The sequence below is a fragment of the Pseudomonas sp. ABC1 genome (assembly GCF_013395055.1).
In the GTDB taxonomy this organism is placed as follows: domain Bacteria; phylum Pseudomonadota; class Gammaproteobacteria; order Pseudomonadales; family Pseudomonadaceae; genus Stutzerimonas.
This window is the reverse complement of record NZ_CP058349.1, coordinates 2,634,645-2,661,351: the sequence shown is the minus strand read 5'-3', so window position 1 is coordinate 2,661,351 and position 26,707 is coordinate 2,634,645. Positions and strand designations below refer to the sequence as shown.

Sequence of the window (26,707 nt, the reverse complement as noted above, 5' to 3'; positions counted from 1 at the left end):
GAGCCCTCCCACTTGGAGAGTGTCCCGCACGAAGCAATGTGCTTTTGTCAGAGGCACCGCCGACCTTGGCGATGCAGCTCCCCGCACGTTCGCTCGTAGTCCGGATGGCACCCAGGCTACGTTTCTCGAGCACAAGCTTGTTCATTGATTTCGGGCTCGCCGGGCATACGGGCACCCAAAACCCAAATCATGAAAATGAGAATTACTAACCTGCAACTTCGACGCAAATACCAGCCTTTTCCGCCGTTTTTCTTTGGACATGATTGACCTGCCGATGCAGAAGCGAGAGGATTTGCGAGCCCGACACAACCCTTGTCCGCTAAAACACAGGTTGTGCCGGGTATCTCAGAGGCGGGTAAAAGAGCGATCTTTTATCCGCTTTTTATTGCCTGCGATCAGGCAGCCAGCGCGAGGTCGTCGACGTATTCCTGGACACCAACCAGCGCGGCATCGGCAGATTGCACGCCGACGCTGAGAGCCGCATCGAGGTCATAGCCCTGGGCTACCAGGAAGTCCTGCAGTGCTTCGCCATCGCCTTGCATCAGGCTGTAGATGATGTTGTGCAGTTCGTTGTCCGGTTGCGGCTGACCATTCACGGTCCCATTCCCCAGTACGGACGACAGATTGTCGAAGGTGATCCAGCTCTGCGAGGTGCTCCAGACCGAACCGCTGTCATTCAGGCCGCTGCCCACTTCGATGGTATTCAGATCGCCATAGAAGGTATGGGTCGGATTGTCGAACAGGGTGTAGTGCAACTCACCGCCCGTCGCTGCCGAGGCCACGAAAGCCGCGCCAGAACCGGTATTGGACTCCAGCCCGAACTGAGTGCCGTTCTTCGGCCCCAGCAGCCAGCCGGTGTTGCCATTGAAGGAGTCGAACAGATCCCAGGGACTGAAGCCCATGTTGCTGCTCAGGTAAGAGAAATAGTCACTCAGGGAAACGACACCATCGTTGTTGTGGTCGCCGACGTCAGTGAAAAAGGCGCTATCGACCGTTACGGTAATGCTCATGGTATTTCCTCTCTTGCTTACAGTGATCTGCCAAAGGCAGGGTTGTGGCAGCAGGGCACCAGCCCCACTCCCAGATCTAGAACGAGTACTCGAAAGCCGCCGTTACCGTGCGCCCTGGTGCAGGGAAGGTATTGGTACCGGTCAGTGCCTGGTGCGGCAGGAAGTACTGGCGATCCTCGATATTGTGGATATTCAGCATCAGCTTGAAGTCGTCCACAGGACGCAGGCTGGCATAGGCGTCATAAATTTCGGCTCCAAGATAGGAATTCGACACGACCCGCCCTTGGGAGTCTTCCGGCTGGTCGCCAAACGCCAGCACGCCGAACCCCAACTCCAGACGCCGCTGGAACAGGCGCACGCCAAGGTCGGCACGCAGCTTGTCCTGGGAGATCAGCGGAGCGTAGAACGTGCCACCGCAAAGCTTCGGGCTCGCAGCCATTGCTCGATTGACGGCATTCGTATTCGGGTACTGGTCCCTCGGGTAGAGCCAGGGGTTGAAGCACTGGTCGCCTTCGTCGGTCTCGACCCTGGAGGCGACCACCCTGGCGAACCAGCCACCGGCGTCATAGTCCACTTTCAGCTCCACACCTTCGATCGTCACCGGGTCCAGCCGGTTGACGAAGGCCGCCCGCCCCAGGCCGCCCACACGGGTATCGCCTGGCATCGAGGTACCGATGTGCATGACCATCCAGTTATCGATGTGGTTGTTGTATTTCGCGACTTCGATATTGAGCCGGTCCTCCTGGGTCAGCAGGCCCTCCCAGTGGGTACGAAAACCGAATTCGTAACTGCGTGAACGCTCGGGTTCCAGGTACAGGTTCGGGTGCATGCCCATACCGATCCCACCAGGGCTCATACCGGTGATCAGCACCTCGGTCACCGCTGGCGGACGCCAGCCTTTACCCGCGCTGGCGAACAGCTCCAGCCAGTTCCAGGGACGGTATTGCACGCCAAAGGTTGGCGACCAGGCACCCGCACTGGTCTTGGCATCGAAGTGGATCGGATCGCCAGCACTCGGGAATTGCCCACCAAGGGATTTGTCGAGGATCACATCACCCTGCAAGCGGTAATGGTCGTAGCGTATACCGGCGCTCAGGGTGACCTGATCCAGCACGTCCCAACGCCCATTGAGGAAGATGCCCGACAACAGTCGCTCCCCCTCGGGCGTCAAACTGGTCTTCAACTTGCCCAGCGCGCCTTCGGAGCCTTGCGGCTTGACCTCGTCCCGTGTCACCTCCAGGCCGTAGTTCAACGCCAGTTCTCGTTCGAAGACACTCAACAGAGCCTGGTTCTGCAGGGTGTAGCCCCAGGTAATGGTGCGGTAGAAATTCTGCTTGTCGTAGCAGGACTTGCCGCTCAACTGTTCGTAGTTGACCGGGTTGAGGGCACACATGGCGATCCCGGTCGCACTCAGGTCGGCAGCACGCGGTTGCCACTGCTCCTTTTCAGTATCGACCCGATAGAGCGACGAGGTGATATTCCAGAGCGGATCGTCGGGTTGCCACTGATACTTCAGCGCAATGTTCTCGACCGTGATTTCGTCGGCCGAACGCAAGTACCAGTCATGGTCGGTGACGTCATAGCCACTGATAAAGTTTCTGACCGGCTCGACGAAGTTGTAGTCGAAGGTGGTCTGCATATAGCTCAGGCCGAGACGGTGGGCGTCGTCGATATTCCAGTTGATCTTGAACAGATTGGAGTCACCTCTTTGTCCAGAACCCTGGCTATTCAGGATATTGGGGAAGTGCATAACAGCCGGTAGCCCTGGCTGGTAATACGGATGACTGGGATCAAGCGCCCATGGCTGGGCATACTCGACTTCAGTCAGTTTTTCCTTGACGTAAATATTCTGGCCATTCTGAGTACCACTCCATCGAACATAGGAATAATCCCCATGTTTGCCTGCCTTGTAGTCATCCGTATCCGTCTGGCTGACGCCAACGAGGAAATCCAGCGTTTCTCCCATTTTCAGCGCAGCCACCAGACTGCCCTTGAAGTCGATCCCGTTGTCGTAGCGGGTAATGCCCGTCAACCCACGAAGACGAACGCCATATTCCTTGCCTTCCTTGATGATGTCGTCGGCGTCCAGCGTCCTGAAATCGGCGATCCCGCCAATCACACCGGCGCCGCCCATACCGGATGAAGGCCCCTTGGCAATGTTCACCGAGCTCAGGAACTCGGTGTCCACGTACATCTCGCCATTACGGGATTGGTAGCCACTTTCCTGATAGTTCTGGCGCATGCCATCGATCGACATATTGACCCGACCGAAATCCTGGATGCCGCGGATATTCACCGAGACAGACGGATCCTGGTAGTTCGAGGCGGTGTATACCGAACTCTCCCCCTGGAGAATATCGAGAGCGCCACGGGCGGCACTGCGGTCCATCTTTTCGCGATCGACGACACTGGTCGATTGCGCACCCGCAGGGGCAATGGCCGCCGAAGCGCCACTGACATTGATGTCATGCAGGTGCAGGGTCTGTTCGGACTCCTGGTGCCGCATCAGGGTGACCTGATGGGTCCCATCGAACCTGTAGCCAACAGGCGACGTACCGAGCAAACGCCGCAGCCCGTCGTCTAGCCCGTAGTGGCCGTGCAGCGCCTGGCCCTGAAGGCCCTGCAGACGCTCACTGTCGAAAAACACCTGTACCCCGGCTTGCTCGGCAAACACCAGCGCTGCACGATCCAATGGCTGTGCGGGTATGTCGAAGGCAATCTGCGGGTTGGCGATACCCTGCCGGGTCGGCGCAACGCCCTGCTCCGCAATGGCCAGGGCACTGCCAAACGCCAGCGACATTCCCAGCACGGCTCTCTGGGCAAGGCGCCCGGGCATATCGGCGTGACGCATCGTGTAGCGGTGTTTCATTGACTGCTGCCTCGTGTCTGCGTTGTGTCGTTCTTATGGTTAAGCGGAATGCTTTCCATTAACGACACGCGAGTCAGCGAGAGTCGGTAAAGATTTTTGAATTATTTTCCAGGGCGCCTGGAAACGTCCTCGGGCGGGCTCAGCGGAGCAGGCTGATGCGGGCCAGGTCCAGGCGTTTGAGGTGCAGCTCTCGTGTCAGGGTCTCCAACGCCGAGTCCAACGAGTCGAGCCGGAATACCCCGCTGACTTCACGCTCAGCCAGAGCCTGGCCGTGAATGAGGATATAACCAGGCCGGTAACGGTTGATCTGCTCGATCGCCTGCGCCAAAGGCACACGTTCGAAGATCAGCAGGCCACGCTGCCAACTGGTGGCGCGCTGCAGGTCGAGGTGCAACGGCGTCAGTGCGGCGCTGTCGTAATGCACGCTGTCGCCAGCCTCCAGGCGCTGATGACGGCCGGCCGCATCGACCTGCACGGCATGTTCGAGGACTCCGCTCCAGGCGCTGTCACGACTTTCCCGGCTGACCACGAAGCGAGTACCGAGCGCCCTGCTCGCCCCCCCTGCGGCACTGACGACAAAAGGTCGATGGGGGTCGGCTGCCACCTGGAAGACTGCCGTCCCCGCGAGCAACTCGATACGTCGCTGCGTCTCATTGAAATCGAGACGGATCGCCGAGTCGCTATCGAGGCTGACTTCACTGCCGTCCGCCAGGGTCAGATGGCGAACCTCACCACCGTGTGTGTAGTGGTCGGCCTGCCATTGCACCCACAGGCTTTCACGTTGCAGGCCCAGCCCGCCCAGCAGCAGGAACAGGCAGGCGGCAGCGGCCCAAATGCGCTTGCGGGGCGCTCTGCGCAAGGGGCGGGAAGTGTTCGGTCGCTGACGCATGGCGGGCATCGCCTTGCCTGGCAAGGCGCCCAGCGCGTCCCAGGTCTGGCGGGCGAACGCCAGCGCCTCGGCATGCCGGGGATCACACTCCAACCACGCTTGCAGATCTCGCTGTTGCCCCGCGGTCAGGGTCGTACCGCTCAGGCGCACAGCCCATTCGGCAGCGGTCTCGCGGATTCTGCGCGCCTGCGCATCATGGCTAGTCACCGGTATTCTCGTTCTCGTTATTCAGGCTGGTCGCGAACATGGCGTCGCGTCATTACTTGCATAGACACTTGGGACCTGCACCGACAGTAATTCGGCTTCATGGATGCTCATCCACATCGAGCAGACGCTCCATCACATGGGCCAGTGCCATGGCCAGATGCTTCTGCACTGTGCTGTCGGAGACCTCCAGCATCCTGGCGACCTGAGTATAGGTAAGACCTTCTATGCGGTTGAGTCTGAATATCTCACGCGTGCGCGGAGGCAGCTCGTCCATTGCCCGTTGCAGACGTTCAACACGCTGGCGTGCGGCAACGACATCCTCCAGGGCCCGGTCATTCGATTCGACCTCGGCCAGTTGCTCGTCTGACGCCAAGTCGGTCTTGTGGCAGCGCTGCTGGCGATGGTGGTTGATCAGCAGGTTCTGGGCCGTGCGATAAAGATAGGCGGGGACGTTCTCGATGCGCTCGCCGTGCTTCTGCTCGGCCAGGCGCAGAAAACTCTCCTGGGTGAGATCAGCGGCCAGTTGTGGGTCACGGCTCTTGCGCAACAGGAAACCCTGCAAGTCCTTGGCATGCTTCTGGAACAGACCCTTGATATCCAAATCCGACAAGCGCGAGTCCTGGGGTTGTGAATGTGAGGCGCAATCCAGGCGATGCCAAGCAACCGGCACCGACCAGGTTGGCTGGCGATTCTGCGATAGAATCGCATTTGCATACAAGACAAGCCCACCCCACCCTGCACACAACCCGCCATGAAACGCCAGGCGCCGACAGCCGCGTTCCCATGGCGGCGGGTGCAATTTTTTTCACTACACGCACGCTTGTCGCTTGAAGCCGACCTCATGCCCCCCCATATTGTGCCGACTGTCGTGTGAAGGAATTCGAACTTGAGCGATCTTTTCCCCGGGCGTCTGGCGTTGTTGGCCGAGCCATCCAACCTGGCGCTTCTCGGCCAGTGCCTGCACGGTATCGAGCGCGAGTGCCTGCGCGTCGACCAGCAGGGCGAGCTGGCACTGACCCCGCACCCCAAGGCGCTGGGTTCGGCACTGACGCATCCACGCATCACCACGGACTATTCGGAGTCGCTGCTCGAGTTCATCACGCCGACGGCCGTGGATCCCCAGGCGACTCTGGACGAACTGGACGCCGTGCATCGCTTCACCTATTCGCGCCTGGGCAACGAATACCTCTGGAGCCATTCGATGCCTTGCCCGCTGCCGGAGGAGGAACGGATTCCCATTGCCGAATACGGCAGCTCGAACATCGGCCAGCTCAAGCACGTCTACCGCCGCGGCCTGGCCGTGCGCTACGGCAGGACCATGCAGTGCATCGCCGGTATCCACTACAACTTCTCGCTGCCGGAGCGCCTGTGGTCGGTGTTGCAGGCCGCAGAAGGCGATACCCGGTCGCTGCAGGACTATCAGTCGGCCCGCTACATTTCGCTGATCCGCAATTTCCGCCGCTACAGCTGGCTGCTGATGTACCTGTTCGGCGCATCGCCGGCACTGGACACCGGCTTCCTGCGGGGGCGTGAACATCAACTGGAACAGCTCGACGCGGACACCCTCTACCTGCCCTGGGCGACCAGCTTGCGGATGAGCGACCTGGGTTACCAGAACAACGCGCAGTCCGGCCTGACCCCCTGCTACGACGCCCTGCACAGCTACACCGAAAGCCTGCGCCAGGCCGTGTCCACGCCTTACCCGCCCTATGCAGCGCTGGGCACCCACGATGCGGACGGGCGCTGGCAGCAGCTCAATACCAATGTGTTGCAGATCGAAAACGAGTACTACTCGAACATCCGCCCCAAGCGCGTCACCTACAGTGGTGAGCGGCCGATCCAGGCGCTGATGGCGCGTGGCGTGCAGTACGTCGAGGTGCGCTGCCTGGATATCAACCCCTTCCTGCCGCTGGGCATCGACATCGACGAAGCCCGTTTCCTCGATGCCTTCCTGCTCTACTGCGCGCTACAGGAAAGCCCGTGCCTGGTAGAAGGCGAGTGCGGCGCGAGTGCCGCCAATTTCCTCTCCGTGGTCAAGGAAGGCCGCAAGCCAGGCCTTCAACTGCAGCGCCGTGGCCAATCGGTTGGCTTGCAGGACTGGGCGCGGGAACTGCTGGAGGCCATCGGTCAGGCTGCCGGCCCGTTCGATGCCAGCCTGGGCGGCGACGCCTATGTACGCGCGCTGCAGGTGCAGCAGGCCAAGGTGGAAGACCCTTCACTGACCCCCTCGGCCCAGGTACTGGCGTGCCTGCGTGACGGCGGCGAGAGCTTCCGCGCGTTCTCCCTGCGCCAGAGTCGCCTGCATGCCGAGCATTTCCGTGCAGAGCCTCTGCCCGAAGATATGACGCGTGCATTCGATGAGGATGCCAGGCGCTCGTTGGAAGAGCAGGCCGCGCTGGAGCGGGACGAAAGTGGTGATTTCGACAGCTTCGTCGCGGCTTATCAGGCGAGTCTGGTGGGTATCAGCGTCTGACCGGCACTGCCTGCGTTACATATTGAACCCGGCGTTCAGAAGCGCTCGTCAAGGATCGCCGGCAAGGTGATTTCCTTGACGAAGCTGGACGCGGACAGACTCAGCGCCATGCGCGCCACCTGCACCACGTCATGCAGCGGAATCAACTCGCCGCCACCACGCTGTTCGGCCTCTGCGCGGGGAACGGACAAGTCATCGTCGGTATTCAGGTAGCCCAGGTTGAGGCAGGTCACCCCCAGCTTCTGCTGCCGATACCCTTCGCGCAACGCATCGGCGATACCGCGCAAGGCGAACTTGGACGCCCCGAAGGTCACCTCCGGACGACCGCTTTGCGGCAGGCCTGAGGTCGAGCCGGTCAGCAGGATGCGCGGAGCGGCGCTCTGCAACAGCAGCGGCAGCAGGCGCTTGATCAGCAGGATGGTCGCGGTGATGTTGCAGTCGACGATATCGCGCACCTGTCGATCCGAATCGCCGAGGAACGCATAGGCCGGGTCGAAAGCCGCCGCTTCCCAAATGCCCAGGTTGTAGACCAGCACATCCAATCCATGCTCGACCACCTGCTGTTCGATATGGGACACCGACGTTTCTAAGGCAAGGTCCGCCTCGATCCACTCGACCTGCACACCCTCTCTTGCCACCCAAGCCGTTGGCCGGCGCCGGGAAACGCCTATCAGCGTATCTCCCGCATCACCCAGCCCGTCGATCAGTGCCTTGCCCAGGCCTTTGCTTGCCCCCACGACCATGATTCTCATCGTTGCCGCCCACCGCCTATGGAAAGAACGGGATAGGAACAAAAAACACCGAGGCAATCAACGACACACCTCCCCGCGAACGACAGGCCACGCACAGAACCGATGCAATGCCGGAATGTCGAAAAACAAGCCAGTTCATTGAATCGCTCGAAACACTGCCGTCCAGGGCGGCATCTGCTTCGAACATGACCCGTCAGGGAAGCAAACAAGCCCGGCCACTCCAACACCGCAATGTCGGAGCACGGCAGCTCGGAGCAGGCTCGAAAGGGAGGCACGTCGTTATGGAATGGCTGGGTATCCGATTCCTCGAACAGATACCGGACTCCGGCTGGCAGATGCTGGGCCATGGCAGCCATGACCCCTGGTTGCTGGTCCTGGCCTACCTGGTGGCGGTGGCCGGCAGCCTCGGCACACTGGTGATCGTCGAGCATCAGCGGCAACTGGCGCACCCCGGTTTGCGCCGACTCTGGTGGGCCGTCGGCAGCCTGTGCCTGGCGGGCGGCGTCTGGTCGATGCACTTCATCAGCATGCTGGCGATGCGGGCACCGGTCGCGATCAGCTACGACCTCTCCACGACGCTACTGTCCCTGCTGGTAGCCTTCGCCGCCGCGCTGCTGGCGCTCTACTGGATGGGGCGCAGCGGCAATGCGCCCGTGCACCGCCTGCTGGCCGCACTCTTCATCGGCCTGGGCATCGCGGCCATGCACTACAGCGGCATGGCCGCAATGCGCTCGGTGGCGGTCGCGTATTACTCGCCGGGCCTGTTCGCCCTGTCCATCTTCGTCGCCGTGGCGGCCAGCCTCGCGGCCCTGCTGCTGGCCGAACTCATCTCCAGCGGAACGTCACAGGGCAAACGCTTTCTGGCGGTGGCGGCGCTGCTGATGGGCGCGGCGGTGACCTCCATGCATTTCATCGGCATGTCCGCCCTGCACCTGGTCGCCCCCGAGGGCCGCGAGCCGTTCCTGCAACATGGCACCAACAGCCAGGCCTTGGCCCTGGTCATCGGCGGTGTCACGTTCGCCATCATTCTGTTCAGCCTGATGACCGCCTGGGCGAACCGCAAACTCGACGAAAAAGACCGTGACCTGCGGCGCGTCAACCGGCTGCTGGAGCAACTCGACCGCACCCAGTCCTCCCTCGAACAGGCCGCCTACTTCGACCCGCTGACCAACCTGTTGAATCGACGCGGCTTCAACCGCGCCTTCTCCGCCCTGCTGGCCAGGAGCAGCGAGCACGAAACCATGGCAGTGATGTTCCTCGACATGGACCACTTCAAGCGGATCAACGACAGCCTCGGCCATGACGCGGGCGACCAGATGCTGCGGATCGTCGCCGGAAGGTTGCAGGCGACCCTGCGCGAAAACGACCTGATCGCGCGCCTGGGCGGCGACGAGTTCTGCGTCGTCGCCCAGGTGGACCAGGAAGAGGCGGCCAAAGCGCTCGCCCAGCGCCTGCTCAAGCACATGCAGGAACCCATGGCGCTGGGCGATCGGCGCCTGGTGGTCACCACCAGTGTCGGCATCAGCCTCTACCCGCACGATGGCACCTGCGCCGAAGAACTCCTGAAGAACGCCGACCTGGCCCTCTACCAATCCAAGGCTGGCGGGCGCAATGGCGCGCACTTCTTCGACCCGCAACTGAAGCAGAAAGCCTCGATCGACCTGCAACTGGAGGAAGGCTTGCGCCAGGCCTTGCAACAGGGTGAGGAACTGGAGCTGTTCTACCAGCCCATCCTCGGCCTGCAGAGCGGGCGACTGGTCAAGCTGGAAGGCCTGATCCGCTGGCACCATGCGCAACATGGCCTGCTGACGCCCGAGCACTTCATCCCGGTGGCCGAAGCCAACGGCTTCATCGACCTGCTGGACGAATGGGTGATGCGCCAGGTCCATATGGACATGCAGCGGCTCGACCAGGCCGGGCACACGGGGCTGTACGTTTCGCTCAACTGCTCCGCCCTCAACCTGGGCAGCGGCAACCTGCCCCAGCGTATCGAAGAGGTCATCGGCAGCGACCAGGCGCTCAGGCAGCGCATGGAGCTGGAGGTCACCGAAAGCGCGCTGCTGAGCGACATCGGCAATGCCATCGAACAGTTGAAACGTATCCGCGCCACGGGCGTGCGGGTTTCCATCGATGACTTCGGCACCGGCTACTCTTCCCTGGCCTACCTCAAGCGGTTGCCGCTGGACACGCTCAAGATAGACCGCAGCTTCATACAGGACCTGGCCTCCTGCTCGCAGAGCCGGGAAATCGTCCGGGCGATCATCGGCATGGCCCACGCTTTACGGATCGAAGTCGTCGCCGAGGGCGTGGAGCATGAGGATCAGTTGAACATCCTGCACGAGGCCTCCTGCGATCAGGTCCAGGGCTTCCTGTTCGGCAGGCCGATGCCACTGGCCGAGGTGCTGGAGAAATTCCCGCCCAACGCCCACCCCCTGGAAGCATTCGGCTGGCCGCCGGCCGTCACATCGGACATGCTTGGGACACACACCTGACCGACACGACGGCCCGAGACCTCCATGCTAGAACTCGACTCCACCCTGGCGCAGCACATCGTCGAGCGCGCCATGGCCATCCTGCCGCACAACGTCAACGTGATGGATGCCCAGGGCATGATCATCGGCAGCGGCGACCCCAGCCGCCTGCACACGCGCCATGAAGGCGCGCAACTGGTGCTGGCCAACCGGCGCGTAGTGGAAATCGACGAGCAGGCGGCGGCCTGCCTGCGCGGGGTCAAGCCGGGCGTCAACCTGCCGCTGCGCCACGCGGAGCAATTGATCGGCGTACTCGGCATCACCGGGGCACCGGACGTGGTGCGCCATTACGCGGAACTGGTGCGCATGGCCGCCGAGATGCTGGTCGAACACCGGGTGTTGCAGACCGAACGGCACTGGCAACGCCACCAGCAGGAAACCTGGCTTCGCCACCTGCTCGACCCGCAACAGACGCTCGCCGCCCTGCAAGCGGAAATAGAACGCCTGGGGCTGAACCTGGGCTGGCCACGGCAGATATGCCTGCTGCGCCTGACCGATTCGGGCGACCCACTGTCGCGCCAGACACGCCTGCTCGACGCACTCGCCGGCAAGGGCGAACACCTGCTGGCCCCCCTGGGGCGCTACGAAGTGCTCTGGTGCCGGCCCTACAGCGCCAGCCGCGACGACCAGGCCTGGCTGGCGCTGGCGGACGAACGCGAATGGGGCGTGCGCTCGCTGGCCTTGAGCGACCCCCTGAACAGCCTGGACGAACTGCGCCAGGCCAGCCTGGTGCTGCGCGACCTGCAAGCCTATGGCCAGGCACGCTTCCCCGAGCGCCGCCTGCTGCCCTTGCACGAGCTGCGCCTGCCAACGCTGCTGCATGCCCAGCGCCACAGCTGGTTGCTGCGTGGCTGGCTGGCGCCCCTGCAGCGGGTACTGGCCCAGGACACCCAGGGCAATCTGCGGGAAACCCTCGACGCCTGGTGTGCCCATGACGGGCAGATCCAGGCCTGCGCCCACGCGCTCGGCATCCACCGCAACACGCTGCGCTATCGCCTGGAGCGTATCGGCGAACTCAGCGGCCTCGACCTCAGCCGCATGGACCAGCGCCTGCAACTCTCGCTTGGCCTGGGACTGCTGGGCAGTGACGGCCCACCGCTCTCGTAGACGCAACGCAGGATTTTAATGCTTTGTACCCTCTCCCCCGGCCCCTCTCCCATGTATGGGAGAGGGGAGAAAATACCCACCCCACGGAGTTGTGCAAAAGAACAAACATAATCCGACGAAACGCAATATTTAAGTGCATCCGCACAAGGTTCAGGCAGGCCGTGTTGAGCCACAATGCCTCGCCTTTCAGCATTCACAACCGGACATGATGTCCGGCCATACAATAAAGAGGAGTCTGGCCATGGGCCTTGTCTTGATACTGGTGGCGTTGATCGTATTCATCGTGCTGTCCACCACCCGGTTGAAGCTGCACCCCTTTCTCTCCCTGCTCGCAGCGGCGATCATCGCCGGTTTCGCCTACCAACTGCCTGCCGGCGAGATTCTCAAGATCGTCAGCACCGGCTTTGGCGGCATCCTCGGTTACATCGGTATCGTCATCACCCTGGGAACGATCATCGGCATCATCCTGGAGCGTAGCGGTGCGGCCATCACCATGGCTGAAACAGTGATTCGCCTGCTGGGCCAGCGCTTCCCGACACTGACCATGTCGATCATCGGTTACCTGGTGTCGATCCCGGTGTTCTGCGACTCCGGCTACGTCATCCTCAACTCGCTGAAGAATGCACTGGCCGCCCGCATGAAAGTCTCGGTCGTGGCCATGAGCGTGGCGCTGGCTACCGGCCTGTATGCGACCCACACATTCGTGCCGCCAACACCTGGGCCGATTGCTGCCGCCGGCAACCTGGGGCTCGACGGCTCCCTGGGGCTGGTCATTCTGGTTGGGTTGCTTGTATCGGCGGTCACCGCACTGGCCGGCATGTTCTGGGCCAATCGTTTCCTGCGCCAGAACGACCGCGACCTGCTCGATGAGGCCCCTAGCGAGCTACTGAGCGAGGCCGTTGATTTCGAAGCGCTCAAGGCCCGCTATGGAAAACTGCCCAGTGCATTCCAGGCCTTCGCACCGATCTTCGTCCCTATCGCACTGATCTGCCTTGGCTCCATTGCCGTGTTTCCCAGCAAACCGCTCGGCGACGGGCTGCTCTTTGCTCTGCTGAACTTCCTGGGGCAACCGGTCGCAGCCTTGCTGGTAGGCCTGGCCCTTGCCTGCACGCTGCTCAAGAGCGACGACAAGCGCCAGGAGTTTCATAACCATGTCGCCGAAGGCCTGGTTGCGGCGGCACCGATCCTGTTGATCACGGGTGCTGGCGGTGCCTTCGGCGCCATCCTCAAGGCCACCCCCCTGGGCGACTACCTGGGCAGCACGCTGTCGGCACTGGGCATCGGCCTGTTCATGCCATTCGTTGTGGCCGCAGCATTGAAGAGTGCTCAGGGCTCGACCACCGTCGCACTGGTCACCACCTCGGCACTGGTCGCACCGCTGCTCGGCCAGCTGGGCCTGGACAGTGAAATGGGCCGGGTACTCACTGTCATGGCCATTGGCGCCGGGGCGATGACCGTGTCCCATGCCAACGATAGTTTCTTCTGGGTCGTCACCCAGTTCAGCCGCATGAAGGTCACCACGGCGTACCGCGCACAGACCATGGCCACCCTGGTCCAGGGCGTGGTCGGCATCATCACCGTCTGGCTGCTCAGCCTGGTCCTGCTGTAATCCGCTCCATTGGCGCGGCCGCCTCGTGCGGCCCGCCGTTTCAGAGGTCATCGTCATGAAAATCGTCATCGCCCCCGACTCCTTCAAGGAGAGCCTCAGCGCGCCCGACGTGGCCGCCGCCATCGCCCGAGGCTGGCAGCAGGTCTACCCTGAGGCCGAATGCCTGCTACGCCCGATGGCCGACGGCGGGGAAGGCACGGTGGATGCCGTGCTGGCGGCTGTGGGCGGCGAGCGCCGTGAATGCCAGGTCCACGGCCCGCTGGGCGATACGGTCACGGCTCACTGGGGCTGGCTGGACAACGGCACCGCCGTCATCGAGATGGCCGCCGCCAGCGGCCTGCACCTCGTGCCTCGGGCGCAGCGCGACGTACGCCGCGCCAGCAGCCAGGGCACTGGCGAACTGATCATGCAGGCGCTGGATGCCGGTGCCCGCCGGATCATTCTCGGCCTCGGCGGCAGCGCCACCAACGACGCCGGAACCGGGCTGCTGAAAGCCCTCGGCATACGCTTTCTGGATAAACAGGGCCATGAATTGCCTCCCGGCGGAGCGGCCCTGGCCCAACTCGATCAGCTCGACCTGAGCGGCCTCGACGTGCGCCTGCTGTCGGCGCAGATCGAAGTGGCGGCGGATGTCGATAATCCTCTGTGCGGCGCACGCGGCGCCTCGGCGATCTTCGGGCCACAGAAAGGCGCGACGCCGGAGCAGGTCGCCGAGCTGGACGATGCGCTCCGGCACTTCGCCCAGGTCGTCGCCTCGACGCTGGGCGAGAACCATGCAAGCTTCCCTGGCGCCGGCGCCGCGGGCGGGCTGGGTTTTGCCGCACGGACCTTCCTCAAGGCAGGCTTTCGCCCAGGGATCGAGCTGGTGGCCGAACTGTCGGCGCTGGCGGATGCCGTGGACGGCGCCGATCTGGTGATCACCGGCGAAGGCCGCATGGATGCGCAGACGCTGCATGGCAAGACACCCATCGGCGTGGCACGGATCGCACGCAAGGCCGGTGTCCCCGTCATTGCCCTGTCCGGCAGCCTTGGCGATGACTACCAGGCACTTTACAAGGCCGGTATCGAAGCCGCTTTCAGCCTGGTGCCCGGCCCGCTCAGCCTGGAGCAGGCGATGAGCGATGCGGCAACCGAGCTGCAGGCGCGATCCTGCGATATCGCCCGGTTATGGCGGGTGGCGCGGCAGGTCTGAGAACCTGTTCACGATCTGCTACGCGTCGGCCCTGCTGCGTTAAAAACAGGCTCGGACTGCTCATTTACAACCCGTAAACTCCGCGTCCTCGCCTGTTTCTGCCTTGCAGTGCTCTAGCTCGCGAGATCGTGAACAGGTTCTGAAGCACCCACGGCAACGGCCAATACCGTTCAACTCCTGAGCGGAACCTCGACCTTATCCGTCGCCACCGCCACCTGGTTGCGCCCGCCGCGTTTGGCCAGGTAGAGCCCCTCGTCCGCCCGAGACACCAGGCTCATGGGCTGCAGATTCAGGACAGGCCTGACAGTGGCGATGCCGATGCTGACACTGATGGCAGAGCCGGGCGTCGGCAACTCATGGGGAATGCCCATCGCCTCCACCGTGCGGCGCACCTTCTCGGCCTGCAGGCGCGCACCGCCGGCGGTGGTGCCCGGCATGACCACGGCGAACTCCTCGCCGCCGTAACGCGCCACCAGATCGGACGCACGGGTGCAACTGACGCTCAGCGCCTCGCCAACCCGGCGCAAGACCTCATCGCCGGCAACATGGCCATGCTGGTCGTTGTAGGCCTTGAAATAGTCCACGTCGATCATCAGCAGCGACAGTTCGCTCTGGTCGCGCAGCGCCCGGCTCCACTCGATCTCCAGGTATTCGTCGAAATAGCGCCGGTTGGCGAGCCCGGTCAGGCCATCGGACTTGATCAGCCGTTGCAGGACCAGATTGGTTTCGAGCAACTGCTGCTGGCTCTCGCGCAGGGCGCGGTAGGCCTCGTCGCGCTGCTGCAGGGTAAGGTAGGAGTTGGAGTGGTAGCGGATGCGCGCCAGCAACTCGATCACATCCGGCAGCTTGACCAGGTAATCGTTGGCCCCGTGGGCAAAGGCCATACTCTTGACCTGTGCGTCCTCCTTGCTCGACAGGACGATGATCGGTACATCATGCAGCCCCGGCGCGGCGCGGTATTGCTTGAGCAGATCGAGCCCATCCACACCGGGCATGATCAGGTCCTGCAGGATCACCGTGGGTTTGATCTGCTGCGCGACGCTCAACGCCTGCTGCGGGTCCGAACAGAAGTGGAAATCGATGTCGCACGCACCACTCAACGCTCGTCGGACAGCCTCACCGATCATTGCCTGGTCATCGACCAGCAGTACCATCATCGAACAATCGGACAGATTGCACGGATGGCTTGGATTCTCTGTAGGCTGCGACATAGTGCTCTCCGTCATCTTCATCTCGTTCATCCGACGGCAGCCATGCCGTCTGTAGCGCTCATTGACTCAAGCGTTCGATCAATCGTGTCGCGATCCGGTCCAGCGGCAGAACCTCCACCGCCGCCCCCAGCGCCACCGCTGCCTTGGGCATGCCATAGACGGCACAACTGGCCTCGTCCTGGGCGATGGTGTGAAAGCCGCGTTCGCGCATGAGCTTCAAGCCCCGGGCGCCATCGCGCCCCATACCCGTCAGCAGAACCCCCGTGGCCTCTCCTTGCCAGTGCATCGCCACACTTTCGAAGAAGACATCGATAGATGGACGGTAAACCTGGTTGATCGGTTCCGGGCGATACACCAGACGCCCATCCGAGGAGAGGTACAGGTGGTTGTTGGTACCGGCCAGCAACACCTCGCCCGGCAGCAAGGTTTCGCCTTCGCGGGCCAGGCGTACGGGTATCTGCGACTCGCTGCCCAGCCATTGCGCCATGCCGGCGGCGAAGACCTCGTCGACGTGCTGCACCAGCACGATGGCGGCAGGAAAATTCGCCGGCAGTTGCTTCAACAGTTCTACCAACGAAGCCGGCCCTCCCGCCGACGCACCGATGGCCACCAGCCGTTTACCGCGACCATCAGAGTGACGCCGAGGGATCGAGGTCACATTCCGCGCCACGCGGTGCCCGATCATCCAGGTGATGTTGTGAATCTTGCGCCGCACGATGGCGGCATCCAGCACCTGTTGCGGCCCCAGGGAAGGCGCCGCGACCACGTCCAGCGCGCCATGCCCCATGGCATCGAACACCTGGGTCATGTTGCGCTCGACATCGGAAGTGACGACCAGGATGGCGCAGGGGGTATCGCGCATGATCAGCCGCGTCGCCTCCACGCCGCCCATGCCGGGCATCAGCATGTCCATCAACAGCAGGTCCGGCAGGTCTTCGCGGCAGCGCCGCACGGCCTCTTCGCCGTTCTCGGCCACCCAGGTCAACTGGTACTCCGGCTCGGCGGCCAGTGCCCGGCGCAGCGCTTCGACCGCCAGTGGCATGTCGTTGGCAATCGCGATCTTCATTCCTGCCCCCCGCCGATCAAAGTCTGCACAGCATCCAGCAAGGCCTCGTCATGGAAGCTCGCCTTGGCCAGGTAATAATCAGCGCCCGCCTCCAGGCCACGCCGGCGGTCTTCTTCGCGGTCCTTGTAGGACACCACCATCACCGGCAACGAGCGGAGCTTCGGATCCTGCCGCACCAGGGTGACCAGCTCGATACCGTCCATGCGCGGCATGTCGATATCCGTGATCAGCAGGTCGAAATGCTCCGCGCGCAAGGCATTCCAGCCGTCCATGCCATCGACGGCCACCGCCACCTGGTAGCCGCGTCCGAGCAGCAGCTTGCGCTCCAGTTCGCGCACGGTCAGCGAGTCGTCGACGACCAGCACCCGCTTGCGGGCGACCTGGCGCTCGCCCGCGAGGTGGTCGATTCGCTCCAGATGCCCGTCGCCGAGCAGCTTGCCGACCGAGTTGAGCACGTCATCGACGTCGAGGATCAACACCGGCGTACCGTCGTGCAGGAGCGCGCCGCCCGCGACATCCCGGATCTTGCCCAGGCGCGGGTCGAGGGGCATCAGCACCAGGGTGAATTCGCCGAGGAAGGCTTCCACCGCCAGGCCGTGGAAACGCTCCCGGTCGCGAATCAACACGATCGGGATGCTGTCGTCCTCGCCTTTCGTCTCCGGGCATTGCAGCAACTGGGCGGCCGACAGCAATCCGACATGCTCCCCCTCCAGCCAGAAGTGCTGGCGGCCTTCGAGTTGCACGATATCGCTGCGCTGCAAACGCAGCATCCGCTCGATCTGCGCCAGCGGAAAGGCATAGGCCTCACCGCCGATACTGACCACCAGGGCGCGCACCACCGACATGGTCAGGGGCAGTTCGACATGGAAACGACTGCCCTCTCCCGGGACCTGTTGCAGCCTCACGTTGCCGCGCATCCGCCGCACTTCGTGCTGCACCACGTCGAGCCCGACACCGCGCCCGGACACTTCGGTGACCTGCCGGTTCATGCTGAACCCCGGCAGGAACAGGAACGCCAGCAACTCCTCCTCGCTCATCCGCTCGACCTGCTCGGCCGAGGCGAAGTTGCGCGCCACCACGGCCTGGCGAACACGCTCCAGGTCGACGCCGGCACCATCGTCGCCGATCTCCAGAACCAGCATGCCCGCCTGGTGCCTGGCACGCAGCAATACTCGCCCTTCTTCTGGCTTGCCTTTCTGGACTCGCACATCGGGCGATTCGATACCGTGGTCAACGGCATTGCGCAACAGGTGCGTCAACGGCGCCTCCAGGCGTTCGAGGACATCCCGGTCGACCTGGGTGTTCTCGCCCTCGACGTCGAGGCGCACCTGCTTGCCCAGGGAGCGCCCGAGGTCGCGCAGCATGCGCGCCTGGCCCGCCAGCACATCGGCAAACGGCCGCATGCGCGAGGCCAGGGCCAGGTCATGCAGTTGCTGCGTGCGCTGGCCGCCACGCCAGGCGAAGTCGTCGAACAGCGCCTGGTGCTCCTGCAACTGGTGCTGGCATTCGAGCAACTGGTTACGGCCTTCATCCAGCAAGGTCTGCAACACGCCATCGGCATTACCGAGCGCCTGCTCACGCAGGGATTCGAGGGTGCGGCGCAACGACTCCTGCTGGCGCTTGAGGCGCAGCAGCGAATCGCCCAGGGGCTTCATGCGCTGGAACTCCACCAGCGACTTGCCGGACAGGTCGATCAAGTGGTCGAAACGCTCGGCCGACACCCTCAGGACTCGGGAGCGCTCTTCGGTCGACACCTCGGCGACCGGTGCGGCGCTGGCTGCTCGCGGCTGCTCCGGCTCGACGGACAGGGCGATGGATGCGGCCATGAGCGGCGCCGGCGCCCCCCCCTGCAGCATCTGCAAACGGGCGGTGAGCGTGTCGGTCTGTGCCCCGATGTCGGCATCCGGCTGGGCCTGCCCGATCCGCAGGAGCAGGTCGGAGCCTTGCAGCAGCGCATCGATATGGTCGGGCGACAGGCATAACCGGCCTTCCTGGGCGGCGACGAGCAAGTCCTCCATCGCATGTGCGACCTGCACGCCCAGCTCCAGCCCGACGATCCGCGCCGCGCCCTTGAGCGAGTGCGCCGCCCGCATGCAGGCTTCGAGCTCGGCGGCATTGGTCGAGTCGCGTTCCAGCACCAGCAGGCCGGTGTCCAGCACCTGCTTCTGGGCTTCGGCCTCCATGCGGAACAGGTCCAGCAGCGAAGCATCGCGCATCTGATCCGGGGTCATACAAGGCTCCTGATCATGTCCTGCATCACCTGCGCCTCATCCAGCACGGTGATACTCCGCGTATGCCATTGCGTGACACCCGCGGTAAAACGGCTGATGGTGCGGGCATCGTCATGGCTCGCCGCGGTTATCTGCGCGAGCGGAATCCGCTGGATACCACTGACCTCATCCACCGGGGCGACCAGCGGACCGTCATCGGTTTCAAGAATGAGCATCCGGGGCGTGATGCGCCGCTCGGAACGCGAAGTCTCCGATGCAATGCCCAGCAGTGCGCCCAGTGACAGGCACGCGACCAGGGTGCCGCGCACATTGGTCACGCCCAGCAAGCCCTGGCTCGAACGGTGCGGCAACACATGGATCGGCGAGACCGGCATCACTTCGGCCAGGCAGCGCGTGGCGATGGCCAGCCATTCGTCGCCGAGGCGGAAGATCAGCAATGAACGCTGCTCGCCTTCATCCTCATGAGTATCGCCTTCGCCGTAGCTGTCGCCATCGCGCTCCAGGCTGCATCCGTACTGGTCGAGCAGGGCGATGGCCGCTGCGCCATAGACCTTGCAGTTGCGGCAGTGGATATGCCGCTCCAGCTCCGGGCAGTGCTTGTCGCCGAACACGCCGATACGGTTCCAGCAGTCATTGATCTGCGCCGACGGCAATGGAAGGACGGAGTCAGTCACGGTCGCCTACCTCCTGATGCGCGGCGCGCTTGTAGAGCCGCTGAGCACCGGCAAGATCGCCCTGTGCTTCAAGGTGAGCGGCCAGATGGGTCAAGGCCTCCGAGTGGCGCGGGTCGAGGTAGATCGCCTTCCTGTAATAACTGCGGGCCTGCTCGTCCTGCGACTCGACATCGCTGAGCAGGCCCAGCCAGTAGAACCCTTCGGCGCAAGGCCCGTGCGCCTGCATATGCTGCTCGCACTGCTGCCGGGCCTCGGCGCTGCGCCCGGCATTGGCCAGTTCGGCGACGCTGTGCCAGGTACTCGTATCCGGCACCTGGGCCGGGCGCGGCGTCGGTGGCGGTACGACGGCGGCGCTGATCCGCACCGGTGCTGGCCGGCTGGGTACGGGAAGCGGGCGCGGCGCCACAACCGGGGGCGTATACCGGGCCTTGCGCACGCCCGTCGCCACCGTAGCCGGCCTGGCAGGTGCGAAGCGGAAGGCGAAGGTCTGTGGGTAACCGAGGGCCTGCATGCCATTCTGGCTGGCCAGGCTCGCCTCGGCCGGGCCGATGAAAAGCGTGCCATCCGGCTGCAACTGGCGCTTGAGCGACTCAAGGACACGCAGTTGGGTCGCACGGTCGAAATAGATCAACAGATTGCGGCAAAAGATGAAGTCATAGGGCGCATCGTTGGCGAACAGGTTGCCATCCAGCAGATTTCCACAGCGCAGGCGCACACAATCCTTGACCCGCTCCGCCAGGGCGAAACCACCTGGCTGCGGGCTGAAGAAACGCTCGCGGAACGCCAGCGACTCGCCGCGAAACGAGTTGCGCCCATACAGCCCTCGCCGCGCCAGTGCGATGACCCGGTCGCTGACATCGAGTGCATCGATCTGGAAATGCTCGGGGGCGAAGCCCGCGTCGAGCAATGCCATGGCGATCGAATAGGGTTCCTCGCCGCTGGAGCACGGCAGGCTGATCAAGCGCAACGCCCGCGCGCCGCGCAATTGCGCATGACGCTCCTGAGCCAGGCGAGCCAGCGCCTGGAAGGACTCGGGATAGCGAAAGAACCAGGTCTCGGGCACGACCACCGCCTCGACCAGGGCCTGCTGTTCCTTGGGCGAACCACTCAGGTGCGTCCAGTAATCCTCCATCACAGGCTTGTCATTGGCCGTCATCCGCTGCCGTATGGCGCGCTCGATGACACTGCGGCCGACCGACTCGGCATCCAGCCCGATACGGGATTTGAGCAGGCGCTCGATGTGCTCGATCATCTCGTCGCCCCCTGTTCCGCAGGCTGGAACAGCAGCGCACGCAGGGCATCATCAAGCAGCGAAGCCACCTCTATACGCTGGATCAGCCCTTGGGCGCTCGGCTGCACCGGCCCCAGGTACGCGGCCTGCCCGCCCTCCAGACCGCTCGCCTGGAACGCATCCGGGGACAGGCGCAGCGTGTCGGTGGCGTGTTCGAGGATCAACCCCAGCACCGGAGACGCCTCACCCAGCCGCCCATCGAAACGCACCAGCACCAGGCGTGTACTGTTGCGCACATGGGCCGGTCGTTTGAGCACGCGCTGGCTCATGTCGAGCACAGGGATCACCCGGCGACGGTGCTCGAAGACTCCCGCCACCCACGGCGGCGCCTCGGGCACCTGCTTCAGGCGGCGTAATGGCAAGACCTCGACCACTTCATGCACGTCGAGCGCATAGCGGTCCTCGCCAAGCTGGAAGAGCAAGTACAGCCCGCCCGCGACGGACGTAGTGGAAGTACCGGCGCTGGACATAGGTCAGACCTTGAAGCGGCTGACGCCAACGCGCAGGTTATTGGCCACCTGGTTCAACTCGTCGATTGCCGCCCCGGCCTGGCGCAACGAATCCACGGTCTGGCTGCTCGCCTCGCCCAGTTGTACCAGCGCCTGGTTGATCTGCTCGGCGCCGGTGGACTGTGCCTGCATGCCTTCGTTGACCATCTGGATGCGCGGCGCCAGTGCCTGGACCTGCTGGATGATCTGCGTCAGCTGGTCACCCATCTGCGCCATTTCCCCGATGCCACGCCGCACCTCTTCGGAGAACTTGTCCATGCCCATCACCCCGGCGGACACCGCCGACTGGATCTCGCGCACCATCTGCTCGATATCGTAGGTGGCCACCGCCGTCTGGTCGGCCAGGCGCCGCACCTCCACCGCCACCACGGCGAAGCCCTTGCCATATTCGCCGGCTTTCTCGGCCTCGATGGCGGCATTCAGCGACAGCAGGTTGGTCTGGTCGGCCACTTTGACGATGGTGGTGACCACATGATTGATGTTGCCGGCCTTCTCGTTGAGGATCGACAGCTTGCCGTTGACCACATCGGCGGCGCCCATGACCTGGTGCATGATCTCTTCCATACGCGCCAGCCCCAGTTGCCCGGTGCCGGCCAGTACGGAGGTCTGCTCGGCGTTGTCGGACACCTCGCTCATGGTGCGCACCAGATCCCGCGAGGTCGCGGCGATCTCCCGGGACGTCGCGCCGATTTCAGTGGTGGTGGCGGCCGTCTCGGTGGCGGTGGCCTGCTGCTCGCGTGAGGTCGCGGCGATCTCGGTGACCGATGTGGTCATCTGCACGGAAGAGCGCTGTGCATGCCCGACCAATGTCTTCAGCTCGGCCACCATGCTGTTGAAGCCCACTTCGATGGCATTGAATTCGTCACGGCGCTGCATATCCAGACGCACGGACAGGTCGCCGCTTTCCAGCGTCTTGAGCGTATTGACGACCGTATCCACCGGGTGCGTGATCGCCCGCAGCAGCAACCAGCCACACACGCCCGCCACCGCGATGGCCAGCAGAATGGCGACCAGCAGGCCATCTTCCAGGCTGCGCACGGCATCGGCGATCTCATCCGACGCCGTATCGGACAGTGCACGATTGAACTCCGTCAGTTCGATCAGCAGGCTCTGCCCTTTCTCCCACTCGGGAGACACCTTCTCCAGGCCGGCCTGCCGGACCTGCTGCAACTGACTGGCGCGCAGTTCATCGAACAATTGGCCATGCTGCGCCAGGTAGCGCTGCTGTTGCTGCTTGAACGCCTCGACACGCGTCCGCTCGTGGTCATCGTGGGTCGTTCGTTCATAGCTCGCCAGCAACTCGTCGATGGCCTGCTCGGTGGCCACGAAACGCTCCCGGTATTGCTGCACCTGCGCGTCGCCTTCGCCGCCCGACGCCAGCAACAGCGCACGTGTATCGAGCATGTGCTGGGCCCAGGCCGCCTGCAACTTGCTGACGTAGTAAGCACCGGGGACCGACTCGTTACGCATCCCCTCCACCTCGGCTTCAATCTTGGCCAGACGCAGATGGGAAGCCCCCGCGAGCAGTATCAGGATGGCGATGACCAGCGTGAAACTGGCGATGATTCGGTTGCGTACGGTCAGGTTCATCATATCTCTCACGCTCGGACTGGCCCGGCTTGGATGCTCGATTACAGCATAGCGGCACAATGCCGTGCAGGGTACGGGCAGAGATTTATCCCCAACTACCCTGTCGGGACGGACAAGCCCCAGGTACCGCGCATTCTCTGGATGCAAAAATGTTGTAGCCCCATGGAGAGGCCACACATAATCCCCGCCGCCAGGCTGGCAAGGCACATGCGTCTCATCACCCACTGCTGGCCAGTTCTACCTCTCACACAAGGACCGTCCAATGCTTCGACGTCTCGCCCTCTTCGCCCTCCTGCTGACACTGGCTGCCTGCGCCAATGGCCGGAAAGTCGACTATGCCCATGCCTACCCGGAGGTACCACGGACCTTCAGCAAAGTGGTCGAAGTCCAGGTCATCGACGAGCGTCCCTATGTCGTCTCAGGCAACAAGAAAGGCTCTTTCGTCGGGCTGACACGTGGCAGCTACTACATTCCCTACGACGTCAACACGCGCTCGGGCGAGCCTCTGTCCAAGGAACTGCAACAATCGCTGCTGGGTGGTTTCGAACGCAAAGGCATAAAGGCCCAGGCCGCCAGTGACAAGGTCGCACATGCATCGTCCGCAGAAGCCAGGCTGTTGAGCGTTCGCGTACGCGAGTGGAAAAGCGAGCGTTTCGTGGGGGTCGTACTGACCCACGCAGTCACCGTGGAAGTATTCAATGCCCAGGGCCAGCGCCTGGCATCGGTCCCACTGCAAGGGTCGAACAATGTCTATAACTTCACCACCTCGGGCCAGAACATCCTGAGCGAAGTGCTGGCAGCCGAGCCCATACAACTGGCACTCGACGGAAAACTCGTCGAACCGGTAGAAGCCGCCACAACCGAGTCCGGCCCGGTAAGCCGCGATCCGATCCCTCTGTTCACACCGACGATTACGCGGGATGGGGTGTTCTGAGGCATCCCTGCAAGCACGGATGCCTGAGATGGCAGACGGTCGTGAAAACCGGCCATCACCGATGGCCGTTATTTGACAGAAACGTAAACGGGGGTTACTCCGCTACCAGAGCCCCCACCTGCCAGGGCTGACGCATTGAGGCCTGAGAGCAACGCCTGGCAGGAAGCAAACAGACTTATTGCCCCACCAGCCGGCTCCGCGGGGAAGTGAATCCGCTCTGCTTCCCTTACTCGGCAAGGTACTTACGCACCCGCTCATCCTTGAACAGCGCAACGACCCCGTCTGCAATCGAACCACTGAGGTCCTGCGCAACGCCCGCTCCGGTCGAGTGATTGACGGTAATGTCGAACTGCTCGCCATTTCCCAGAAGCGTCGTATAGGTCATCGTGCCCTTCCAGAAGAAAGCAATGTAATTGCTGTTCAAATGGGTGACTTTCAGGCTGATGGACTTCTCACCACCACCCTGCTTGATCTCACCATGCCGTTCCAGCTCTAAACGGGCCTGCTCGACCATTGTCTGAGTTATTTTTTGATAATCCGACTGCAACTTGATCCCGCTGTAGGAGTGAATGATCGTCGGCTCTTGCGATTCCTGAATATTCTTCACACTCACATTTCCGGAAACTGGAAAGTCTGTAATCTTCGACTCGGCCAGAGGAAAGATTGGCGGATCGAACTGCTTGGTGCCGCAGCCCACGAGAAACAGCAGCAAAGAAACAACTGTCAACCTGAAAAACATAACCCCTCCAAAGGGACTGAATAAGAAGTGACAGGATAACAAAAGCAGAAGCAACCCCACAGCACCAATAAAGCACTGCCCGGCAAAGGTGCATTCCCCAAGAAAGGACAACGCTGCCAATACTGGCTTATAAAATAAAACGAAAACAGCATTAATACTTAAAATGGAAGCTTGCTAAATCTTCCTGACTAGGCGCAACAATCCCCCACTTATCACGACGACAACCGAAAGACACTCGCAACACAAACACATGACATCAACGGATGCGCTTACCGACAAGCTCCCCCGTAGCAGCATCTTCCAACCATATATCAATTCGATTGAGGCCGATGTATTTTGTACGCGCCATGACTTTTTGACCTGCCTTACCCTCGAACTCAAAGTCAGCATACATGAAGTGGCGAGGCAAGACGTATTTCAGCTGCACACTGTGTCCCCCCGGCTGCAACATAGCTTGTTGAGGCGAGTTATTCTTATAGAAATATGTCGAAAAAGGTATATCTCCCACCTTCTTTCCGTCAACCCGTATTATATTCAACTTCGCTTGGAAGCTTATATAACTACGTTGCGCTTGCTCAATATAGCTTTCCGTTTCAAGGACCGTATATCTAGACTCATCAAGTACATCCACCGAGCCCAAATTAGAATATGCAGGCATTTCCGCGCACCCGCACAGACACAATATGGCAACTGAAAGAACCATGGAAATTTTGCTCATCCCAACCTCTTGATTTTATATTTAAGCATCAAAAATTTTTTACTTTTAAACAACCCGCAAAATCACAGCCAACCCGACTTTAATAGATGTCCTTTGAAAAACTCTACCCAAGCAACCTACAGAGCTGCGACCACACGACTATGAAATAATAAAATCCACTCTTTTTTCAAAAATCTATTTAGCCCCACAGTTCCACCCACAACCTGAATCACCTTTTTCCGCCTAGCCTCATGCAGGATTTTTTAAACCATCAAACCAACATGGTTTGATAAAACTCTGGAGCACTTCAAATCACGAAACTTACCCATCCCTTTCAAGGAAACTAAAATCAAGATTATCTTAACAGTTATCAGCACTCCGAGCCAAGACTCATTAATAGCAACTAGAATACTTTCACAAAAGCCAAACTCTCCATACCCCCATCAACCAAACCAAACCAAATAATCCGCAACAAAAAGCGACAAAAGCCCCAAAACATCCACCAACGGAGCCCATCATTTACACGTCCATTAATAGCACCAGATACAGCCTCAGAAACAACCGAACCATCTACTACTCCAGAAAAATCTTTAACGAAAACAGGTAATGCATCACTAAGATTCCTCCCAACAGCGGCCCCAACCATGGCATTTTCGCATCAGCTCCTTTTACCTGGCCGCCAATGTAAGCGTCACAAACATCAATAGACTCTGCAACAAATAAACCTTTCCATTGATTCAAGCCACCTAAAACCTCTGCAACTGTGACATCAATAGAGAAAATGACGATATCCCCGAGACTCTCGCCCAAAAATATCCACTAGACACTACGCCAGGAGTTTGGACGGAGCAAAACTAAACAGAAGGATATCCTGAGAAAAAGAACATTGAGCAATATACAAAAAACGCTCCCCACCCCATGAGAAACCTAAGAACTGGGTGAGCATCAACTTTTATAGCCCCCCCAGGAGCTATATTTATTTCTCTACCACTCAGGTATGAAAAGAAACCTTGACCAAATAATAATTGCACAACCGCAACACTATAAAATTCATTCCACTGCCCCCAAAATTTATATAAATTTAATAGCGACATCGAAAACATGGCGCATAAAATGTAAAATCTCA

At 61.6% G+C, this 26,707-nt stretch carries 21 protein-coding genes; 6 read left to right on the top strand and 15 right to left on the bottom strand.

Annotated features, from left to right (window positions below):
- Positions 1-395: 395 nt before the first annotated feature.
- The 4 genes from HW090_RS11635 to HW090_RS11620 all read right to left on the bottom strand — a co-directional run bounded on the left by HW090_RS11635 (position 396) and on the right by HW090_RS11620 (position 5,585).
- A complete protein-coding gene (locus HW090_RS11635) occupies positions 396-1,010 on the bottom strand; it encodes a heme acquisition protein HasA (RefSeq protein WP_179113690.1) in 615 nt (204 codons plus the stop codon).
- A gap of 76 nt (positions 1,011-1,086) precedes the next feature.
- The gene (locus HW090_RS11630; RefSeq protein WP_179113689.1) at positions 1,087-3,879 is read right to left on the bottom strand and encodes a TonB-dependent receptor; all 2,793 of its coding nucleotides are present in this window, start codon (positions 3,877-3,879) and stop codon (positions 1,087-1,089) included.
- Positions 3,880-4,018: 139 nt separating this feature from the next.
- On the bottom strand, positions 4,019-4,975 hold the full coding sequence (locus HW090_RS11625; RefSeq protein WP_179113688.1) for a FecR domain-containing protein: 957 nt from the start codon (positions 4,973-4,975) through the stop codon (positions 4,019-4,021).
- 97 nt (positions 4,976-5,072) lie between these two features.
- The gene (locus HW090_RS11620; protein ID WP_179113687.1) at positions 5,073-5,585 is read right to left on the bottom strand and encodes an RNA polymerase sigma factor; all 513 of its coding nucleotides are present in this window, start codon (positions 5,583-5,585) and stop codon (positions 5,073-5,075) included.
- Positions 5,586-5,861: 276 nt separating this feature from the next.
- Here HW090_RS11620 and gshA point away from each other — a divergent pair, with 276 nt between their 5' ends.
- Positions 5,862-7,448 (top strand): glutamate--cysteine ligase, encoded by a 1,587-nt coding sequence (gshA, locus tag HW090_RS11615; protein WP_179113686.1) that lies wholly within the window; start codon positions 5,862-5,864, stop codon positions 7,446-7,448.
- Between the two features lie 35 nt (positions 7,449-7,483).
- On the opposite strand, the gene HW090_RS11610 is transcribed toward gshA, so the two are convergent.
- Positions 7,484-8,200: an SDR family oxidoreductase gene (locus HW090_RS11610; RefSeq protein ID WP_179113685.1), complete on the bottom strand. Its 717-nt coding sequence runs from the start codon at positions 8,198-8,200 to the stop codon at positions 7,484-7,486.
- Between the two features lie 281 nt (positions 8,201-8,481).
- Between HW090_RS11610 and HW090_RS11605 the strand changes: the two genes are divergently transcribed.
- The 4 genes from HW090_RS11605 to HW090_RS11590 all read left to right on the top strand — a co-directional run bounded on the left by HW090_RS11605 (position 8,482) and on the right by HW090_RS11590 (position 14,639).
- Positions 8,482-10,692, top strand: coding sequence for a bifunctional diguanylate cyclase/phosphodiesterase (locus tag HW090_RS11605; RefSeq protein ID WP_179113684.1), 2,211 nt, complete (start codon positions 8,482-8,484; stop codon positions 10,690-10,692).
- Between the two features lie 24 nt (positions 10,693-10,716).
- Positions 10,717-11,838: a sugar diacid recognition domain-containing protein gene (locus HW090_RS11600; protein ID WP_179113683.1), complete on the top strand. Its 1,122-nt coding sequence runs from the start codon at positions 10,717-10,719 to the stop codon at positions 11,836-11,838.
- 241 nt (positions 11,839-12,079) lie between these two features.
- A complete protein-coding gene (locus tag HW090_RS11595) occupies positions 12,080-13,447 on the top strand; it encodes a GntP family permease (protein WP_179113682.1) in 1,368 nt (455 codons plus the stop codon).
- 55 nt (positions 13,448-13,502) lie between these two features.
- Positions 13,503-14,639, top strand: a complete 1,137-nt coding sequence (locus HW090_RS11590; protein ID WP_179113681.1) for a glycerate kinase — start codon at positions 13,503-13,505, stop codon at positions 14,637-14,639.
- Between the two features lie 170 nt (positions 14,640-14,809).
- Here the strand turns inward: HW090_RS11590 and HW090_RS11585 are convergent, their stop codons facing one another.
- Genes HW090_RS11585 through HW090_RS11555 form a run of 7 tightly spaced genes read right to left on the bottom strand, consistent with a single transcriptional unit; the run spans position 14,810 to position 23,214 of the window.
- Positions 14,810-15,850 (bottom strand): PleD family two-component system response regulator, encoded by a 1,041-nt coding sequence (locus HW090_RS11585; protein ID WP_179113680.1) that lies wholly within the window; start codon positions 15,848-15,850, stop codon positions 14,810-14,812.
- Between the two features lie 58 nt (positions 15,851-15,908).
- The gene (locus HW090_RS11580) at positions 15,909-16,916 is read right to left on the bottom strand and encodes a chemotaxis response regulator protein-glutamate methylesterase (RefSeq protein WP_179113679.1); all 1,008 of its coding nucleotides are present in this window, start codon (positions 16,914-16,916) and stop codon (positions 15,909-15,911) included.
- On the bottom strand, positions 16,913-19,147 hold the full coding sequence (locus HW090_RS11575) for a hybrid sensor histidine kinase/response regulator (RefSeq protein ID WP_179113678.1): 2,235 nt from the start codon (positions 19,145-19,147) through the stop codon (positions 16,913-16,915). The genes HW090_RS11580 and HW090_RS11575 overlap by 4 nt, the downstream gene beginning before the upstream one ends.
- Entirely contained in the window at positions 19,144-19,821 is a 678-nt protein-coding gene (locus HW090_RS11570) for a chemotaxis protein CheW (RefSeq protein ID WP_179113677.1), read from the bottom strand. Before HW090_RS11570 ends, HW090_RS11575 begins: the two co-directional genes overlap by 4 nt.
- Positions 19,814-21,073 carry a protein-glutamate O-methyltransferase CheR gene (locus HW090_RS11565; RefSeq protein ID WP_179113676.1) on the bottom strand — a complete coding sequence of 420 codons (1,260 nt, stop codon included), beginning with the start codon at positions 21,071-21,073 and terminating at the stop codon, positions 19,814-19,816. Before HW090_RS11565 ends, HW090_RS11570 begins: the two co-directional genes overlap by 8 nt.
- Positions 21,070-21,582, bottom strand: a complete 513-nt coding sequence (locus HW090_RS11560) for a chemotaxis protein CheW (RefSeq protein ID WP_179113675.1) — start codon at positions 21,580-21,582, stop codon at positions 21,070-21,072. Before HW090_RS11560 ends, HW090_RS11565 begins: the two co-directional genes overlap by 4 nt.
- Before the next feature lie 3 nt (positions 21,583-21,585).
- On the bottom strand, positions 21,586-23,214 hold the full coding sequence (locus HW090_RS11555; RefSeq protein ID WP_179113674.1) for a methyl-accepting chemotaxis protein: 1,629 nt from the start codon (positions 23,212-23,214) through the stop codon (positions 21,586-21,588).
- Between the two features lie 259 nt (positions 23,215-23,473).
- Between HW090_RS11555 and HW090_RS11550 the strand changes: the two genes are divergently transcribed.
- Positions 23,474-24,145, top strand: a complete 672-nt coding sequence (locus HW090_RS11550; protein ID WP_179113673.1) for a hypothetical protein — start codon at positions 23,474-23,476, stop codon at positions 24,143-24,145.
- 226 nt (positions 24,146-24,371) lie between these two features.
- Here HW090_RS11550 and HW090_RS11545 read toward each other — a convergent pair whose 3' ends face one another.
- From HW090_RS11545 to HW090_RS11535, 3 genes are all read right to left on the bottom strand, one after another.
- Entirely contained in the window at positions 24,372-24,884 is a 513-nt protein-coding gene (locus tag HW090_RS11545; protein ID WP_179113672.1) for a hypothetical protein, read from the bottom strand.
- Positions 24,885-25,140: 256 nt separating this feature from the next.
- Positions 25,141-25,602 carry a hypothetical protein gene (locus HW090_RS11540; protein ID WP_179113671.1) on the bottom strand — a complete coding sequence of 154 codons (462 nt, stop codon included), beginning with the start codon at positions 25,600-25,602 and terminating at the stop codon, positions 25,141-25,143.
- A gap of 552 nt (positions 25,603-26,154) precedes the next feature.
- Complete coding sequence (locus HW090_RS11535) at positions 26,155-26,391, bottom strand: hypothetical protein (protein WP_179113670.1); 237 nt, start codon at positions 26,389-26,391, stop codon at positions 26,155-26,157.
- Positions 26,392-26,707 lie beyond the last annotated feature (316 nt).